A 15,803-nucleotide genomic window follows, 5' to 3' on the forward strand; every position below is an offset into this window, starting at 1 on the left:
CCGCTCCTTAAGTGCGGCCGAACAACCACGGGACGAGAAGAAAATGGCCGACGGACTTCGCAAGGGACTGACAAGCTATGGTGACGCCGGCTTCTCGCTGTTCCTGCGCAAGGCGTTCATCAAGGCGATGGGCTATTCTGACGATGCGCTCAATCGCCCGATCGTCGGCATCACCAACACCTACAGCGACTACAATCCCTGCCACGGCAACGTGCCGCAGATCATCGAGGCCGTGAAGCGCGGCGTGATGCTGTCGGGCGCGATGCCGTTCGTGTTCCCGACCATCTCGATCGCGGAGAGCTTTGCGCACCCGACCTCGATGTATCTGCGCAACCTGATGGCGATGGATACCGAGGAAATGATCCGCGCCCAGCCGATGGATGCGGTGATCGTGATCGGCGGTTGCGACAAGACCTTGCCGGCGCAGATCATGGCCGCGATCAGCGCCGATCTGCCGACGGTGGTGATTCCGGTCGGGCCCATGGTCGTCGGCCATCACAAGGGCGAGGTGCTCGGCGCCTGCACGGACTGCCGCCGGCTGTGGGGCAAGTATCGCGCCGGCGAGATCGACGACAACGAGATCGAGGCGGTGAACGGCCGCCTCGCGCCCTCGGTCGGCACCTGCATGGTGATGGGCACTGCCTCCACCATGGCCTGCATCACCGAGGCGCTCGGCCTGTCGCTGCCGATGAGCGCGACGATCCCGGCGCCCCATGCCGAACGCTTCCGTTCCGCCGAGGCCAGCGGCCGCGTCGCCGCCGAGATGGCGAAGACCAAGGGACCGAAGCCGAGCGAGATCCTGACGCCGTCCTCGTTCCGCAACGCCCAGGTCGTCATGCAGGCGATCGGCGGCTCGACCAACGGCCTGATCCATCTCACGGCGATCGCCAACCGCTCGCCGCACAAGATCGACCTCGAGGCGTTCGACAAGCTCGGCCGCGAGGTCCCCGTGCTGGTCGACCTCAAGCCGTCGGGCGAACACTACATGGAGCATTTCCATCACGCCGGTGGCGTGCCGAAGCTGATGGCGCAGCTCGGCGACCTGATCGATCTCGATGCCAAAACCATCACCGGCCAGACCTTGCGCGAGGTCGTCGCCAATGCCGAGGATGTGCCGGGGCAGGACGCGATCCGCTCCAAGGCGAACCCGATCAAATCCGAAGGCGCGATGGCGATCCTGCACGGCAATCTCGCGCCGCGCGGTGCCGTCATCAAGCAGTCGGCGGCGAGCCCGAAACTATTGCAGCACACCGGCCGCGCCGTGGTGTTCGAATCGGTCGAGGACATGACGCTGCGGGTCGACGATCCCGCGCTCGATGTCACCGCCGACGACGTGCTGGTGTTGCGCAATGCCGGCCCGAAGGGCGCGCCGGGCATGCCGGAGGCGGGTTACCTGCCGATCCCGAAGAAACTCGCGCGCGCCGGCGTGAAGGACATGGTCCGCATCTCCGATGCGCGGATGAGCGGCACCGCGTTCGGCACCATCGTGCTGCACATCACGCCGGAATCCGCGGTCGGCGGTCCGCTCGGGCTGGTGCGGAACGGCGACATGATCCGGCTCGATGTCGCCAAGCGCAGCATCGATCTGTTGGTCGACGAGGCCGAATTGCAGAAGCGCCGCGACGCGCTCGCGCCGGCCGGTTCGCCCGATTGGGCCAAGCGCGGCTACGCGCATCTCTTCAACGACACCATCCTGCAGGCCGACGAGGGCTGCGATTTCGACTTCATGCGCGCCAAGGGGAAGTAGCTTGCAAAGTTCGGCGCATCTGCTGAATTGTCGATAATTTCTGCGATGCGGTGCTCGTTGTCGCCTACGGCGAGCTGATTGCCTCTGTTTTATTGACAATCCTGCGCGACTGGTGGGATGATCCCCCTCAATTAAAAACAGGGGGAACGTCGCGATGGGCTATTCAGCCAGGATCGTCGGGATTGCCATGGCCGCGGCAGCGCTGCTGCTTTCCGCGGGCGCCGGCGCGCAGGAAGTCAAGCACTACCGCTTCGCGCACGATCAGCAGCTCAACACCGGATACAGCGTGGCCTACGACATGTTCTCCGCCAAGCTCAAGGAGTTGAGCAAGGGGACCATGATCGTCGACCAGTATCCGGGAGCGCAGCTCGGACAGGAGCCGCAGCTGCTGCAGCTCGTGAAATCCGGAGACATTGAATTCGCCATCATCTCGTCGGCGAACACCGCGACTATCTCGCCGCAGGCCGGTGTGATGTCGCTGCATTTCCTGTTCCGCGACGCCAACCATGTGGTGAAGGCCCTTGCCGATCAGAAGGTGATTGACGCGATCAAGGCGATGATCGACGACACGTCGCAAGGCCTTCATGTCATCGCGACGGGCAGCCAAGGCGTAAGAAGCATCTACGCCAGGAAGGAAATCCACAACGTCAGCGACCTCAAGGGTGTAAAGATTCGCGTTCAGGCGACGGCTACGGAAGACACGATCTTCCCGGCTTACGCCGCGCAAACCGTCCATATGCCGTTCGGCAGCGTGTACACGTCGCTGCAGACCGGCGTCGTCGAGGCGGCGGAAAACAGCGTGAATGTTTACCTCGTCAATAAGCACTACGAAGTCGCGCCGGTGCTCTCGATGACCGAGCATGAGGCCAACAATGCGCTGTTGTTCATCAGCGACAGGCTGTGGCAGAGCCTTTCAGCCGAGCAGAAGGCCTGGGTGACGACAGCGGCCGCCGAGGTGAGCGCCAAGGAGCCGGCGAAGGCGTTCGAACTGGAGAAGAATGCGGCTGCAAAACTGAAGTCATTCGGCGTCAAGGTGGTCGAGGATGTGGACAAGAAGAGCTTTACCGCGATCGCCGATCCCTATCTCGACAAGCTCGCCAAGGATCTCGGGCCGCATGCGGAGAAGATTAAGAATTTGATCCGCGCGGTCAACTAGCCCACTTCCTGCGTCGTCCCGGCGAAGGCCGGGACCCATACGCCGCGGCTCGTCCATTGAAGCACCGGGCCGCCGTTCTTTCTCAAAGCATCAGGCGCCGGTGGTTATGGGTCCCGGCCTTCGCCGGGACGACATACGAGGACGGAGCATTCGATGGCCATCGCCGACACACTGGTGCTGCAACGGCAGCGGCATCTGAAATGGCGGGCGCTCGACCGGCTCGAGCTGATCCTGATGATGCTGTGCGGCCTGCTGTGCTTCGGCTTCTCGCTGTCGGTGACCGCCGATATCGTCACCCGCACCATCGGTCATCCCTGGCTGTGGCTGCAGGAGGTGACCTCGACGCTGTTCATCTACGCGATCTTCATCGGGGCCGCGGTCGCGACACGGCGCAACGACCATCTCTATCTCACCGCGATCTCCGAAGCGCTGCATGGCAGGTCGCGGCTGATCGTCGAGATCGTCATCCGTCTGGTGGTGCTGGGTGTCGCCTTCTGCCTGGTCTGGTACGGCTATCAAAATTACCTCCGAGGCTTCGGCAGCTTCCGCCTGCCGTCCGGTACGCCGATCGCCTCGCTCTATGCGGTGATCCCGCTGTCCGGCATCCTGATCGGCCTGTTCACGATCGAGCAGCTCGTCAATGGGATCCGCAATGGCTTCGACCATCCGGAGCCGCCGGATGACCACCTTCCGATTCCTGCGATCGATACCCGCGCGACGACGGGAGTGCAGCCGTGAGCGCACCGGTCGTGCTTGCGCTGATGTCGTTCTGCTTCCTGTTCTTCGGCTATCTCGGCGTGCCCGTGCCGTTCTCGCTGATGGCCGGCGTGTTCGTCGGCGCAGTGCTATCAGACGTCTCGCTGGCGGCGATCATCCAGAAGGTCTTCGACGGCGTCGATTCCGAGGCGCTGCTTGCGATCCCGTTCTTCCTGCTGGTCGGCGAGCTCATGAGCTCGGCAAATGTCGTGGTCCGCATCGCCAATCTGTCGGTCTCGCTGGTCGGTCACATCAGGGGCGGGCTGTCGCAGGTCGTTGTCGTCTTCAGCATGTTCTTCTCGGAGATGTCCGGCTCGACCACCGCCGATGTCGCGGTCATGAGCCGGGCGCTCGGCGGGCCGATGCGGCGGGAAGGGTATGAGCCGGCCTTCATCGCCGCGATCATCGCCTCGGCGTCGACGATCGCAGCGCTGGTGCCGCCGAGCATCACGGCGGTGGTCTATGGCGCGGTCGGCAATGTCTCGATCGCCGGGCTGTTCATGGCCGGTGTGGTCCCCGGGCTGATGATCGGCTTCGGGCTGATGATCTACTGCTACTTCTTCGGTCCCTCGGGCCTGCGCAAGCCACGCGCGCCGCTGCGCCAGGTTGCGTTCGCCGCCGGTGACGCGGCGCTACCGATGATGATCCCGGTGATCCTGCTGGGCGGCATCCTGACCGGCTGGTTCACGCCGACCGAGGCCGGGGTCGTCGCGGTCGCCTACATCATCGTCGTGGTGATCCCGGCGCTGAACCGCGGGCACCTGAAGAAGATCCCGTATGATTTCTGCCTCGCCGGCCTGATCTTCTCGCTGCCGCTGATCACGATCGGCGCGGCGAACGCGTTCGGCTGGATGCTGGCCTATCTGCGCGGCGCGATCTACATCGCCGACTGGATCACCTCGATCGCCGGTAACGACCCGCACCTCATCATGCTCTTGATGGTGTTGCTGTTCACCGTGGTCGGCGACTTCATCGAGCCGGTGCCGACCATCATCATCTTCATGCCGCTGGTCAACGCCTTGACCCAGGCCGGCGACATCAACGGCGTGCACATGGGCGTGGTGCTGATCGCAACGCTGGCGTTCGGCCTGATCACGCCGCCCTACGGGCTCGTGCTGCTGATGGCCTCGAAATTCGTCGGCATCAGTTTTGCAAAAGCGTTGCGGGCGGCGTTGCCGATCTATGTCGTGTTCCTGGTCACGATCTGCTTCACGATCTATTTTCCGAAGGTCGTGCTGTGGCTGCCCAAGCAGGTGATCCCGGAATCGGTCGGCTGCTTCAAGGCACCCGGCGGCACGGGGTACATTTGCCCGAACTAGCCAAACCTCTACTTCGACTTGCTGGTGAACTTCTTCACGGCGACGCGGAAATCATCGGTATGCATCGCCGTGATGATCTTGTGTTCCTCGGCGTCGAGCTGCTGCTTGGTCGGCGTGGTGGCGGCCTGATAGACCAGTGATTTGGTCCCCGCGATCGCGGCGGGCGGATTTTGCGCCAGACGCTCGGCGAGCTGCCGCGTCGCCGCCTTCAGCTCGGCCGCGGGGACGGTCTTGACGACGAGACCCCATTCATAGGCTTGCTGCGCGGTGAACCCATCCTCGGCCAGGAAAATCTGCAGCGCGCGGCGGGTACCGACCGTGCCGACGATGCCGACCGTGCTGCCGCCATCCGGCGATACGCCGATCTTGGCATAGGCGGGCGTGAAGCGGGCATCCTCTGCGGCGATACACAGGTCGGTCACGAACGCGAGGCCCATGCCGGCTCCGGCCGCCGAACCATGCACGCTGGATAGCACGATCTTCGGCATCCGCCGGACCGTCTCGATGAAGGCATGGTAGTGGTGAAGCATCTCGCCGACCACGGGGGCGACATTGTTGGCTTCGGTCGCTGCGCCGATGGTCTGCAGATCGCCGCCGGCGCAGAAGGCGCGGCCTTCGCCCTCGATGACCAGTACGCGAACGTCCTTGTTGGCTTCGACCTCGGCGCTGAGCTGCTCGAGCTTCTTGGCAATCGTCATGTCGATCGCGTTGAACGCGGCCGGCCGGTTCAGTGTGATGGTCGCGATGGCGCCGTCGATGCGGAGCAAAGCGGGGTCGGTGGCGGAGGGGGCGGGTGCTGGCATATTGAAGACCTTGGGCTTGTTGGTTCCGGACATTTAAGGCCTTGGCGGGAGCCGTGGCAATCCGGCCCGGCGCCCGGGGGCCGCGGGCGCGCCCAGAATCGCCTGGGACCCCCTTGCATCGGTGCGAGCCATGAGGCCAAATGGCACGCGCCTTCGGTACGCAGACACGAGCGCTGTGGGGACGGGGCAAGCAAGCTAACATCGACAAGAGGAAACGGCATGGGTCGCTCCTGCTCGCGCGTATTTGGGTTGTTCCGATGACAGGCTCGGTCATCATCGTCGGCGCCGGACACGCCGGCTTCCAGCTCGCGGCGTCGCTGCGCCAGGCCGGCTTCGCCGAGCGCATCGCCCTGATCAATGACGAAGGCCATTTGCCGTATCAGCGGCCGCCGCTGTCGAAGGCCTATCTGAAAGGGACCGGCGGGCCCGAGAGCCTGATGTTCCGGCCCGACAAGTTCTACCAGGACAACAAGATCGAGCTGATCACCGATCGCGCCCATGCGATCGACCGCAATGCGCGGAAGGTGGCGCTCGCCTCCGGCGCGTCGCTCGATTACGGACACCTGGTGTTCGCAACCGGCGCGCGGAACCGGCTGCTGGATATCCCCAACGCCAAGCTCGACGCAGTCCGCTACCTGCGCATTCTGGATGAGAGCCAGGCGCTGCGCGACTTGATCGCGCCCGGCATGCGCGTCGTCGTGATCGGTGCGGGCTTCATCGGGCTCGAATTCGCCGCCACTGCCCGGGCCAAGGGCCTCGAGGTCGACGTGGTCGAGCTTGCCTCCCGCGTGATGGCGCGGGCGGTGACCGCGGAGATTTCCGAGTTCTCGCAATCCCGCCACAGCGCGGCCGGCATCCGGATTCACCTCGGGGTGCAGGTCACGGCGATCGAGGCCGATGGCGGCAAGGTTACCGGTGTCAGCCTGAGCAACGGCACGCATATCCCGGCCGATCTCGTCGTGGTCGGTGTCGGCGTGCTGCCGAATGTCGAGCTTGCGGCGGAGGCCGGGCTGCCGGTGGCATCCGGCATCATCGTCGACGAGCATCTGTTGACCGCCGATCCGAATGTCTCCGCGATCGGCGATTGCGCGCTCTACACCAGCAAACGCTTCGGCGGGTCGCTGCGGCTGGAGTCGGTGCAGAATGCGACCGACCATGCGCGCTGCGTGGCGTCGCGGCTGACCGGCAAGACCGAGGTCTATGACGGTCTGCCGTGGTTCTGGAGCGACCAGGGCCCCGACAAGCTGCAGATGGCGGGTCTCACCACCGGCTACGACCGCGTCGTAGTGCGCGGCGACCGCGCGCAGGGCGCGTTCTCGGCGTTCTGCTATCGCGGCGACAAGCTGCTCGGCATCGAATCGATCAATCGCGCCGGCGATCACATGTTCGGCCGCCGGCTGCTCGGCGCCGGCGGCTCGATTACGCCGGAGCAGGCGGCGGATGCGAGCTTTGATCTGAAGAGTGCGCTGGCGCAAATGTAAGCAAGCGTCGTCCCGGCGAAAGCCGGGACCCATACTCCGCGGCAGTCGTTGGCGGAGACGAACGCAGTTGCCACGCGTGTGCCCCCAAACTGTGGCCGGTGGTTATGGGTCCCGGCCTTCGCCGGGACGACTTGGGGAGAGAGCGTCCTCCACCTCATCCGCCGTCGGCATCGACGGCGCGGCTCCCATCCGTTGCACGCAAATCGAGGCGGCGGCGTTGGCGTAGGCCAGCGCGTCGCCGAGCGGCTTGCCGATGGCGAGCTGTGAGGCGAGGGCGCCGACGAAGCAATCGCCGGCGCCTGTGGTGTCGACGGCCTTGACCTCGCGTCCCGGCACGAGCAGCGGCTGGTTGTCGACCAGCGCCAGCACGCCGCGCTTTCCGAGCGTGACGCAGACGATCCTGCCTTGCCCCAACGCCCGGGCCGCCTCGGAGAAGCGCTCCGGCGTGTCGCTGTCGCGCAGCCCCGTGCCAGTCAGGTAGCCGAGTTCGGTCTCGTTCAGAACGAGGATGTCGACGAGATCGAGCAGAGCCTTGTCGGCCTGTTTTGCCGGTGCCGGATTGAGGATCGTGGTGGCGCCGACGGCGCGGGCGCGCCGGAAGAAGGCAGCGATCGCCGGCAGCGGGATCTCGAACTGGCTGACCGCGACGTCACCCTTCATAAGTGAGGGGACCTTGACATCATGAGCGTCAACGAGCCCGTTGGCGCCTGGCACGACGACAATCGTGTTGTCGGCATTGGCGAGCGTGATGATCGCCGTGCCGGAATGCGTGCCGTGCGTGGTCTTGACCGAGGTGAGATCGACGCCTTGCGCGGCAAGGAACGCTCGCAGCTCCTTGCCGAACGCATCGGTGCCGAGCCGGCCGATCAGCGTGGTCGCTACGCCGAGCTTGGCCGAAGCCACCGCCTGGTTGGCGCCCTTGCCTCCGGGAAAATAGAGCACGGCCTCGCCGGCGACGGTTTCGCCGATCCGCGGATGGCGCTCGGCGGTCGCCACCACGTCCATATTGATGCTGCCGGCGACGAAGACGTGCCTCATGACTAGCCCCGTTCACCGATATCAGGCCTCGGCGCGAAATTCCTGCTTGACCGCTGCGATATCGGCGAGTGTCGGCAAGCCGGCCTCGTTGCCGAGCTTCTGGATCTTGAAGGTCGAGGCTGCACGCGCGAACTTGAAGTGCTCATGCCAGCCTTTGCTCGGGTTCGAAAGGTAAGAGTAGATGTAGGCGCCGTGGAAGACGTCGCCGGCGCCGTTGGTGTCGATCACGCGCGCGCGCGGGATCGGGAAAGCCGGCAGCGTGCGCACTGTGCCGGCCTCGTCATACCAGAGCAGGCCGCGCTCGCCCATGGTGACGCCGCCGACCTTGCAGCCGCGGCTCTTGAGATAGTCGAGCATCTGCTCCGGCGTCTTGTCCATCTGCTCGCACAGGCGTTCGGCGACGATCGCAATGTCGATGAATGCGAGCAGCTCGTGGGTGTTGGTGCGCAGGCCGCCGCCGTCGAGCGAGGTCAGGATGCCGTCCTCGCGGCACAGCTTCGCATAATGGATCGCGGCGTCCGGCTGGTGTCCGTCGATGTGCAGCGCGCGGCAGCCTTTGATGTTCAGCAGCGGAAAGGGGTGGATGTGCTGGTCGTCGCGGCAGCGGACGATGGCGCGCTTGCCGTCGTTCGGCATGATGAAGGACAGCGAGGAGGAGTTGACCTTGCGGGGGTGGAACGAGATGCCGTACCTGTCGGCCATGTCCCAGAACATCCGTCCCAGCCAGTCATTGGCCATGGTGGCGATCAGGTCCGGCGGGACGCCGAGCTTGGCGCAGCAGAATGCTGCGGTCACGGCGTTGCCGCCGAACGACACCGCATAGGCGTCGGCGACGTGCTTTTCGTCGCCAACAGGCATGTGATCTGTGATGAAGGTGACGTCGATATAGGTCTGTCCGATGAAGAGGGCCTGCATTCGCTTTCCGTCGTGGCTTGGTGTGGTCCCGGCCGGCGGTTCCAGACTAGCATTGCTGATCGGCCGATATCGCTGAAAATATTCGCAACCCTGCCTGGTTTACAGGTAGAGATGATGGCTGCGCCGGGCCGTTCTGGCATGCGGCATAACGGCCGGCGGCAGTCCGTGGTTCCGGGTTGGGTTAAGGGAGAAACACAATGACGGCAGATTCGGGGAGGTTGCAGCCATGATTACCGGTCTCGATCACATCGTCGTCCTGACCAGTGACATCGCTGCTGCCGGCGCTGCCTACGAGACGCTGTTCGCGCGGACGCCGTCCTGGCGCTACCGCGGCGGCGGCGCGGACCGCACGCTGTTCACGCTCGACAACACCACGCTGGAATTGGTGGCGCCGCACGGCGACGACGATGCAGCCCAGCGCGTCCGCAGCGCGCTCGTTACGCAAGGTGAGGGGCTTGCGAGCCTCTGCTTCCGCACCAGCGACATCGCCAGGACACACCGCCGGCTCGACCGGCTGACGCTGAAGCCCGAACCCGTCACTGAAGTCGAAAGCCGCGACGAGACCAGCGGCGCCGTGCTGTCGTGGAAGCGTACGCGGGCCGCGACCGATGCGACGCGCGGCGTGCGCATGTTCTTCCTGGAACGCGAGCAGGAGCGGCCGTTGTCGGTGCGTACCACGACCGCATCGATCACCGCGATGGATCATGTGGTGGTTTCGACCGCCGACCCGGAACGCGCCGCCGCGCTCTATGGCGCGCGGCTCGGGCTCGACATGGCGCTCGACCGGTCGCATCCGGAGTGGGGCCGGCTGATGTTCTTCCGCTGCGGCGACCTCGTGGTCGAGGTCACGCACCGGCCGGGCAAATCGGAGACGGACGCGCCGGACCGGCTGCGCGGCATCTGCTGGCGCGTCACCGATATCGACGCCACACGTGCGCGGCTGATCGCCGCTGGCGTCGACGTCTCCGAGGTTCGTACCGGCCGCAAGCCCGGCACGCGCGTGATGACGGTGCGCAACAGCACATGCGGTGTGCCGACGCTTCTGGTGCAGCCTTCGCAAGGAAAACCGGACTAGGCCGCGTTTCATGCGCGCGTCGTCATGACAGCGTGTATCCGGGAATGGCAGGGAGAACGCTGCATGCCGCGTCTGCGAGAAATATTCCCGCATGGCCGTCACGACAACATTCGTTCTCAAACGTCGTTCGTCATGCTACATTCATCAATTCAGCATCACGGGCGATCGATTTGGCCAAGGCAAAGCGAATACAGAGATGGCAGCGCGACCCCCAGGGGATGCGGCTGCGGATTCTCGAGGCTGCCAAGCAGGAATTCGCCGCCCATGGCCTCGCCGGCGCGCGGGTCGACCGCATCGCGGCCAACGCCGACGCCAACAAGCGCATGCTGTACTACCACGTCGGCAACAAGGAGGATCTCTATCTTGAGGTGCTGGAAGGCGCCTATGAGAAGATCCGCGCCGAGGAGCGCACCCTCGATCTCGAGCATCTCGATCCGCCCGAGGCGATCGGGCGTCTGATCGACTTCACGTGGAACTATTTTCTGCGCAATCCCGAGTTCCTGGCGCTCCTGAACACCGAAAACCTCGCCAAGGCAAAACACCTGAAGCGTTCGACCAAGGTCAAGTCGATGCACTCGCCCTTTGTCGAGATGATCCGCACCGTGGTGACGCGCGGGGTCGAGAGCGGCGATTTCCGCGTCGCGGTCGATCCGGTGCAGCTCTACATCTCGATCGCCGGGCTGGCGTTCTTCTATCTATCCAACAGCGCTACGCTGAGCGTGATCTTCGGCCGCGACCTCTTGAAGAAGGACGCCCGCGACGAGCGCCTCGAGCACATGACCGCGCTGGTGCTGGCGGCGCTGACCGGCAAATCCACGGCGGCGTTCGGCGGCGCGATGCCGGTGCTGCGCGCGGCCGAGCACCGCGTGGTGTGAGGTCTTGCGATCGTTGCGGTGATCCGTAGCCCGGATGGAGCCAACGGGTCGCGCGAACGCGCGCCCGATGACAGGCTCCGCGCAATCCGGGGAGTTGCATGCGCGGATAGCGGTCCCGGATTTCGCTGCGCTTCATCCGGGCTTCTGTAACGGGCCTTGGTTAGTCAATCCCTTTTCGCGTCATCCACTCGCCGGGCACTTGCTTCTGTACGGGATCGGCGCGAAGGCCGTCGCCTGATGGGGTGCATTGAGGAGCCGGCCGGCCAATCTACGGATTGCGTGGTCGTGAGCCACTTCCCGGATGGCGGCCTGACCGGATCCATCGTCCCAGCGGAGGGACTTCGCTCGGGGAGAGCCTGGTGTCGTGGCCCGCCCGGAACCGATTGCTGCTCCTGGCTAGATGGCCTTGGTCATCGGGTTGAACGGTTTGGTGTCGGCGAGCATGCGATGCAGGATCACGGCGAGCTTGCGAGCCAGCGCTACCTTGGCCTTGCGCATGCCTGCGCGCCGGGCGATCCGCATCGCCCAGCTCTTCAATGCCGAGCAATTCTTGACCGGCTTGGTCAGCATGACGTGAGCTGCCTGGTAGAGCGCCTCGCGCACGGAGGCATCCCCGATCTTGCTGATGCGGCCGGTGTAGTCGGTCTCACCGGACTGGTACTTCTTCGGGGTGAGCCCAAAGTGGGCTCCCGTGGCCTTCGAGGAGCGGAAGCGCTTCGGGTCGTCGATCGCCGCGGCATAGGTGAGCGCCACGATCGGACCAACGGACGGCGTTGTCATCAGGAGCTTGGCGGATGGATGCGTCCTGGCGAGCTTCTGGGTGTGCTTGTCCAGGCTCTTGAACTCCCGCAGCAGCACCGCATGGGCTTGGAGCAGCGCCGCCGCGACCAACTCCAGTCCGGGATGGCCGGTCACGAGCTCGCGGATGCGCCCGGCGAACGTGCGCTCGGTGGTCGCACCGACCTTCAGGCCAAAACCGCGAAGTATGCCGCGCAGGCTGTTCTCGACATCGCGAAGCTTGGATTGCAGCAGCTTGCGCGCCGTCAGGATGGCGCGGGTCTCCTGCGCCGCGACCGACTTGCAGTGCACCGGCCGGAACCAGCCGAGCCGCATCAACTGCGCGATCCGGCGGGCATCGTTGCGGTCCGTCTTCACCGGCATCGACTTGAAGGCTTCGCGAACGTGCCGCGTTTCCAGCAGCTCGACCGCAAGCCCTGCGTCTCGCAGACCCGCATACAGCCATTGCGACAAGGGGCCTGCCTCCAGCCCGATCCGTTCCAGTACCAGACCCAGCGACCGGAACCAGGCGATCAGCGCCGCCGGCTCGCTCGCAACCTTCGTCTCGCGCAAAATCTTGCCTGTCCCATCGACAAGGCAAACGCTCGAGCATTCCAAAGACACGTCAATTCCTGCATAGTGGTACATGGTCGTCCCTTAATGATGCTTGGAGCGGGCTTGCCCGACTCCGTTGAACACCATCAGTTTGAGGGACGACCGCCTTCCAACCAACAGGCCGCTCGCGAGCGCGCTTCCAAATTGCGCCGTAGCGAGCGGGCGGCCGGCCCGTTACCCCATCTACGAAGTCTCATCCGACAAAAATTCTCACCTGACGAAAGTCGCGTATTTCGGCGCGATTTTGCCGCGCGCTTGGGGCTGGACAGTATTTATCCAACGGGTTAATTTCTGAACGAACAGAGAGACTGCAAAGGGAGCGTGACGTGGCGGAGGCAAAGAGCCCTTCGGGCCTGTCGAAGGTGCTGAATGCGGCGTGGGTACGTCCGTTCCTGTTTTTGGTTGTCATCGTGGCGGCCTGGGACCTCGCGATCCGCTTGTTCCATATTCCCGCCTACCAAATTCCCTCGCCCGGCGACGTCGTCGCGGTGCTGTGGAGCGACTGGCCGGAACTGCTGCGGCAGTCCTGGCCGACAACCTATGCAACGATCTGCGGCTTCCTGCTCTCGGCGCTGTTCGGCATTCCCGTTGCGATGCTGATCGCGGGCTCGAAGACGATCGAGAGCTACGTCTATCCGCTGCTGGTGTTCTCCCAATCCGTGCCGAAGATCGCGATCGCGCCGCTGTTCGTGGTGTGGTTCGGCTTCGGCATCATCCCCAAGGTGATCTCCGCGTTCCTGCTCGGCTTCTTCCCCGTGGTGGTGTCGGCGGTGCAGGGCTTCAAGTCGGTCGACCCTGATATGGTCGATCTGGCGCGCGCGATGCAGGGCAGCCGCTTCCAGGTGTTCCGTGCGGTCAACCTGCCGCACGCGATGCCCGCGATCTTCTCCGGCCTGAAAGTCTCGGTGACGCTCGCCGTGGTTGGCGCCGTCGTCGGCGAGTTCGTCGGCTCCAATTCCGGCATCGGCTATGTGATGCAGCGCTCGATCGGCACCTTCGACCTGCCGACGATGTTCGCCGCGCTGGCGATCCTCGCGCTGCTCGGCGTCATCCTGTTCTGGATCGTCGACCGCATCGAGCGGCTGGTGATCCCCTGGCACGTCAGCCAGCGCGATGACATCATTTTTGCTTCCTAGGGATATCGCAGAGCCACCTAACGAAAAGGGAAACCGTCATTGCGAGCGAAGCGAAGCAATCCATCGCGCCACAAGCTGAGAAATGGATTGCTTCGTCGCTCTCGCTCCTCGCAATGACGAAAAACAGGGAGAGAACGTGATGCGATTGATCACTGCTGTCATTGCCGCACTGGCCTGGACCGCGCTTGCGGTGGCCCCTGCATCTGCGGCCGACAAGGTCGTGCTGATGCTGAACTGGTACGTCTACGGCGAGCACGCGCCGTTCTATTACGGCAAGGCCAAGGGCATCTATGCCACTGAGGGCATCGACCTCGAGATCCAGGAAGGCCGCGGCTCGGCCGCGACCACGCAGGCGGTGGCCGCCAAGACCGCCGATTTCGGCTATGTCGACGTGCCGACGATGATGCGCGCGGCCGTGAAGGGTGCGCCGGTGATTGCCACCGGCGTGCTGCTGCAGACCAGCCCGATGTCGGCGATGAGCCTTGCCGACAAGAACATCAGGAAGCCGGAGGACATCAAGGGCAAGACGGTCGCGATCACGCCGGCGGATTCGATGACGCAGATCTGGCCGCTGTTCCTGAAGAAGACCGGTCTGAAGGAAAGCGATTTCAACACCGTCGCCGGCGACGGCCAGACCAAGCTCAACGCCGTGATCAACGGCCAGGCCGACCTGCTGCTCGGCTACGTCATGGACCAGTCGATGAAGATCAAGGACGCCACCGGCAAGGACGTCTATCCGATCAAGTTCGCCGACTACGGCATCAACATGGTGTCGTCGGGCATCATCGCGAACTCCGACTATGTGAAGGCCAATGCGGACCTGGTCCGCCGCTTCATGTCGGCGACGACAAAGGCGGTGGAAGCCGCGGAGAAGGACCCCAAGGCCGCTGCGCAGTCGATCCTCGACGCCAACCCGAAGGGCGGCAAGATCCACACGTTGACGCAAGGCTTCGAGCTGACGATCCCGCTCTATCGTACGCCGGAGACCAGGACCAGGCGGCCGTTCCAGGTCACCGACCAGAACATGACCGAGTCGGTCAATTTGATGGTCGAGTATGGCGGCCTCGACGCCAAGGCCAAGGCCAATCCGAAGGCGTTCTACACCAACGACTATCTGCCGAAGGGTGACTCGTGAGCGCAACAAACACCGTCATTCCGGGGCGATGCGAAGCATCGAACCCGGAATCTCGGGATTCCGGGTCTGGTCCTTCGGACCATCCCGGAATGACAGCATTCTACATCCCAGTGGATTCGACAGAATGAATCCTGCAACCAAACCAGCCGATGTTCAGCCCGCCGCGCATCTGCGCCTGGTGTCGGACCGCGCCGCGTATGCCACGCCGGGTATCAAACTCTCCGGCGTCTCGAAGACCTACCGGTCACGCGACGGCGATGTGCCGTCGCTGCGGCCGCTCGACTTCACCATCAACGACGGCGAGTTCTTTGTCGTGGTCGGGCCCTCCGGCTGCGGCAAGTCCACGCTGCTAAAGATGATCTCGGGCCTGCTGCCGCCGACGACCGGCGAGGTGCTGGTCGACGGCGAGCCGGTGACCAGGCCGCACGGCAATGTCGGCATCGTGTTCCAGAACGCGCTGCTGCTGCCGTGGCGCAACATCCTCTCCAACGTGATGTTGCCGATCGACATGAAGCAGCTGCCGCGGGACAAGTATCTCGCGCGCGCCAAGGATCTGCTGAAGCTGGTCGGCCTCGAAGGTTTCGAGAAGAAGCTGCCCTGGCAGCTGTCCGGCGGCATGCAGCAGCGCGCCTCGATCTGTCGCGCCCTGGTGCACGACCCCAAGATCATGCTGATGGACGAGCCGTTCGGCGCGCTCGACGCCATGACGCGCGAGCGGATGAATGTCGAATTGATGCGGATCCAGCGCGAGACCGGCAAGACGGTCCTGTTGATCACGCACTCGATCCCGGAAGCCGTGTTCCTCGCCGACCGCGTGCTCGTGATGACCGAGCGGCCCGGCGCGATCGCCGCGATCTACGACGTGCCGATGCCACGGCCGCGCTCGCTCGAGACGATGTCCGATCCTGTCTTCAACGAACTGGTGCAGCGGATCCGGAAGCATTTCTTCTCACAGGGGTCGCTGGACTAACACCC

General features: G+C 64.3%; 14 protein-coding genes. 10 read left to right on the forward strand and 4 right to left on the reverse strand.

All coding sequences use genetic code 11. The annotated features are described in order from the left end of the window. Nucleotides 1–43 precede the first annotated feature (43 nt). The 4 genes from ACVI1L_RS26575 to ACVI1L_RS26590 all read left to right on the forward strand — a co-directional run bounded on the left by ACVI1L_RS26575 (nt 44) and on the right by ACVI1L_RS26590 (nt 4,978). Nucleotides 44–1,747: an IlvD/Edd family dehydratase gene (locus ACVI1L_RS26575; RefSeq protein ID WP_076826998.1), complete on the forward strand. Its 1,704-nt coding sequence runs from the start codon at nt 44–46 to the stop codon at nt 1,745–1,747. A gap of 154 nt (nt 1,748–1,901) precedes the next feature. Continuing rightward, the gene (locus tag ACVI1L_RS26580) at nt 1,902–2,903 is read left to right on the forward strand and encodes a TRAP transporter substrate-binding protein (RefSeq protein ID WP_057017493.1); all 1,002 of its coding nucleotides are present in this window, start codon (nt 1,902–1,904) and stop codon (nt 2,901–2,903) included. Nucleotides 2,904–3,056: 153 nt separating this feature from the next. After that, the gene (locus tag ACVI1L_RS26585) at nt 3,057–3,641 is read left to right on the forward strand and encodes a TRAP transporter small permease (RefSeq protein WP_076826996.1); all 585 of its coding nucleotides are present in this window, start codon (nt 3,057–3,059) and stop codon (nt 3,639–3,641) included. Further along, nucleotides 3,638–4,978, forward strand: a complete 1,341-nt coding sequence (locus ACVI1L_RS26590; RefSeq protein WP_076826995.1) for a TRAP transporter large permease — start codon at nt 3,638–3,640, stop codon at nt 4,976–4,978. The genes ACVI1L_RS26585 and ACVI1L_RS26590 overlap by 4 nt, the downstream gene beginning before the upstream one ends. Before the next feature lie 8 nt (nt 4,979–4,986). On the opposite strand, the gene ACVI1L_RS26595 is transcribed toward ACVI1L_RS26590, so the two are convergent. Beyond that, nucleotides 4,987–5,781: an enoyl-CoA hydratase/isomerase family protein gene (locus tag ACVI1L_RS26595; RefSeq protein ID WP_253587458.1), complete on the reverse strand. Its 795-nt coding sequence runs from the start codon at nt 5,779–5,781 to the stop codon at nt 4,987–4,989. A gap of 257 nt (nt 5,782–6,038) precedes the next feature. Here ACVI1L_RS26595 and ACVI1L_RS26600 point away from each other — a divergent pair, with 257 nt between their 5' ends. Continuing rightward, nucleotides 6,039–7,262: an NAD(P)/FAD-dependent oxidoreductase gene (locus ACVI1L_RS26600; RefSeq protein ID WP_057017492.1), complete on the forward strand. Its 1,224-nt coding sequence runs from the start codon at nt 6,039–6,041 to the stop codon at nt 7,260–7,262. Nucleotides 7,263–7,364: 102 nt separating this feature from the next. On the opposite strand, the gene rbsK is transcribed toward ACVI1L_RS26600, so the two are convergent. Then, a complete protein-coding gene (rbsK, locus tag ACVI1L_RS26605; RefSeq protein ID WP_168857803.1) occupies nt 7,365–8,300 on the reverse strand; it encodes a ribokinase in 936 nt (311 codons plus the stop codon). A gap of 21 nt (nt 8,301–8,321) precedes the next feature. Further along, nucleotides 8,322–9,215, reverse strand: a complete 894-nt coding sequence (locus ACVI1L_RS26610) for a sugar kinase (RefSeq protein ID WP_018270479.1) — start codon at nt 9,213–9,215, stop codon at nt 8,322–8,324. 226 nt (nt 9,216–9,441) lie between these two features. Between ACVI1L_RS26610 and ACVI1L_RS26615 the strand changes: the two genes are divergently transcribed. Next, entirely contained in the window at nt 9,442–10,290 is an 849-nt protein-coding gene (locus ACVI1L_RS26615) for a VOC family protein (RefSeq protein ID WP_229191460.1), read from the forward strand. Nucleotides 10,291–10,508: 218 nt separating this feature from the next. Then, nucleotides 10,509–11,165, forward strand: a complete 657-nt coding sequence (locus tag ACVI1L_RS26620; protein ID WP_057017592.1) for a TetR/AcrR family transcriptional regulator — start codon at nt 10,509–10,511, stop codon at nt 11,163–11,165. A gap of 396 nt (nt 11,166–11,561) precedes the next feature. Here the strand turns inward: ACVI1L_RS26620 and ACVI1L_RS26625 are convergent, their stop codons facing one another. Further along, nucleotides 11,562–12,590, reverse strand: a complete 1,029-nt coding sequence (locus tag ACVI1L_RS26625) for an IS110 family RNA-guided transposase (RefSeq protein ID WP_057016162.1) — start codon at nt 12,588–12,590, stop codon at nt 11,562–11,564. 293 nt (nt 12,591–12,883) lie between these two features. Between ACVI1L_RS26625 and ACVI1L_RS26630 the strand changes: the two genes are divergently transcribed. The 3 genes from ACVI1L_RS26630 to ACVI1L_RS26640 all read left to right on the forward strand — a co-directional run bounded on the left by ACVI1L_RS26630 (nt 12,884) and on the right by ACVI1L_RS26640 (nt 15,798). Beyond that, nucleotides 12,884–13,693 (forward strand): ABC transporter permease, encoded by an 810-nt coding sequence (locus tag ACVI1L_RS26630; protein WP_076827105.1) that lies wholly within the window; start codon nt 12,884–12,886, stop codon nt 13,691–13,693. A 136-nt stretch (nt 13,694–13,829) separates the two neighbouring features. Continuing rightward, complete coding sequence (locus tag ACVI1L_RS26635; RefSeq protein WP_420888234.1) at nt 13,830–14,828, forward strand: ABC transporter substrate-binding protein; 999 nt, start codon at nt 13,830–13,832, stop codon at nt 14,826–14,828. Between the two features lie 124 nt (nt 14,829–14,952). Beyond that, nucleotides 14,953–15,798 (forward strand): ABC transporter ATP-binding protein, encoded by an 846-nt coding sequence (locus ACVI1L_RS26640; protein WP_229191462.1) that lies wholly within the window; start codon nt 14,953–14,955, stop codon nt 15,796–15,798. Nucleotides 15,799–15,803: the final 5 nt, after the last annotated feature.

The sequence above is a fragment of the Bradyrhizobium sp. USDA 4516 genome, from assembly GCF_054055915.1.

Bases quoted from the DNA above. Each gene is read 5' to 3' on its own strand.
- ACVI1L_RS26575 (WP_076826998.1), top strand. From the start codon at position 44: ATGGCCGACGGACTTCGCAAGGGACTGACAAGCTATGGTGACGCCGGC.
- ACVI1L_RS26580 (WP_057017493.1), top strand. From the start codon at position 1,902: ATGGGCTATTCAGCCAGGATCGTCGGGATTGCCATGGCCGCGGCAGCG.
- ACVI1L_RS26585 (WP_076826996.1), top strand. From the start codon at position 3,057: ATGGCCATCGCCGACACACTGGTGCTGCAACGGCAGCGGCATCTGAAA.
- ACVI1L_RS26595 (WP_253587458.1), bottom strand. From the start codon at position 5,781: ATGCCAGCACCCGCCCCCTCCGCCACCGACCCCGCTTTGCTCCGCATC.
- ACVI1L_RS26600 (WP_057017492.1), top strand. From the start codon at position 6,039: ATGACAGGCTCGGTCATCATCGTCGGCGCCGGACACGCCGGCTTCCAG.
- rbsK (WP_168857803.1), bottom strand. From the start codon at position 8,300: ATGAGGCACGTCTTCGTCGCCGGCAGCATCAATATGGACGTGGTGGCG.
- ACVI1L_RS26610 (WP_018270479.1), bottom strand. From the start codon at position 9,215: ATGCAGGCCCTCTTCATCGGACAGACCTATATCGACGTCACCTTCATC.
- ACVI1L_RS26615 (WP_229191460.1), top strand. From the start codon at position 9,442: ATGATTACCGGTCTCGATCACATCGTCGTCCTGACCAGTGACATCGCT.
- ACVI1L_RS26620 (WP_057017592.1), top strand. From the start codon at position 10,509: ATGCGGCTGCGGATTCTCGAGGCTGCCAAGCAGGAATTCGCCGCCCAT.
- ACVI1L_RS26625 (WP_057016162.1), bottom strand. From the start codon at position 12,590: ATGTACCACTATGCAGGAATTGACGTGTCTTTGGAATGCTCGAGCGTT.
- ACVI1L_RS26640 (WP_229191462.1), top strand. From the start codon at position 14,953: ATGAATCCTGCAACCAAACCAGCCGATGTTCAGCCCGCCGCGCATCTG.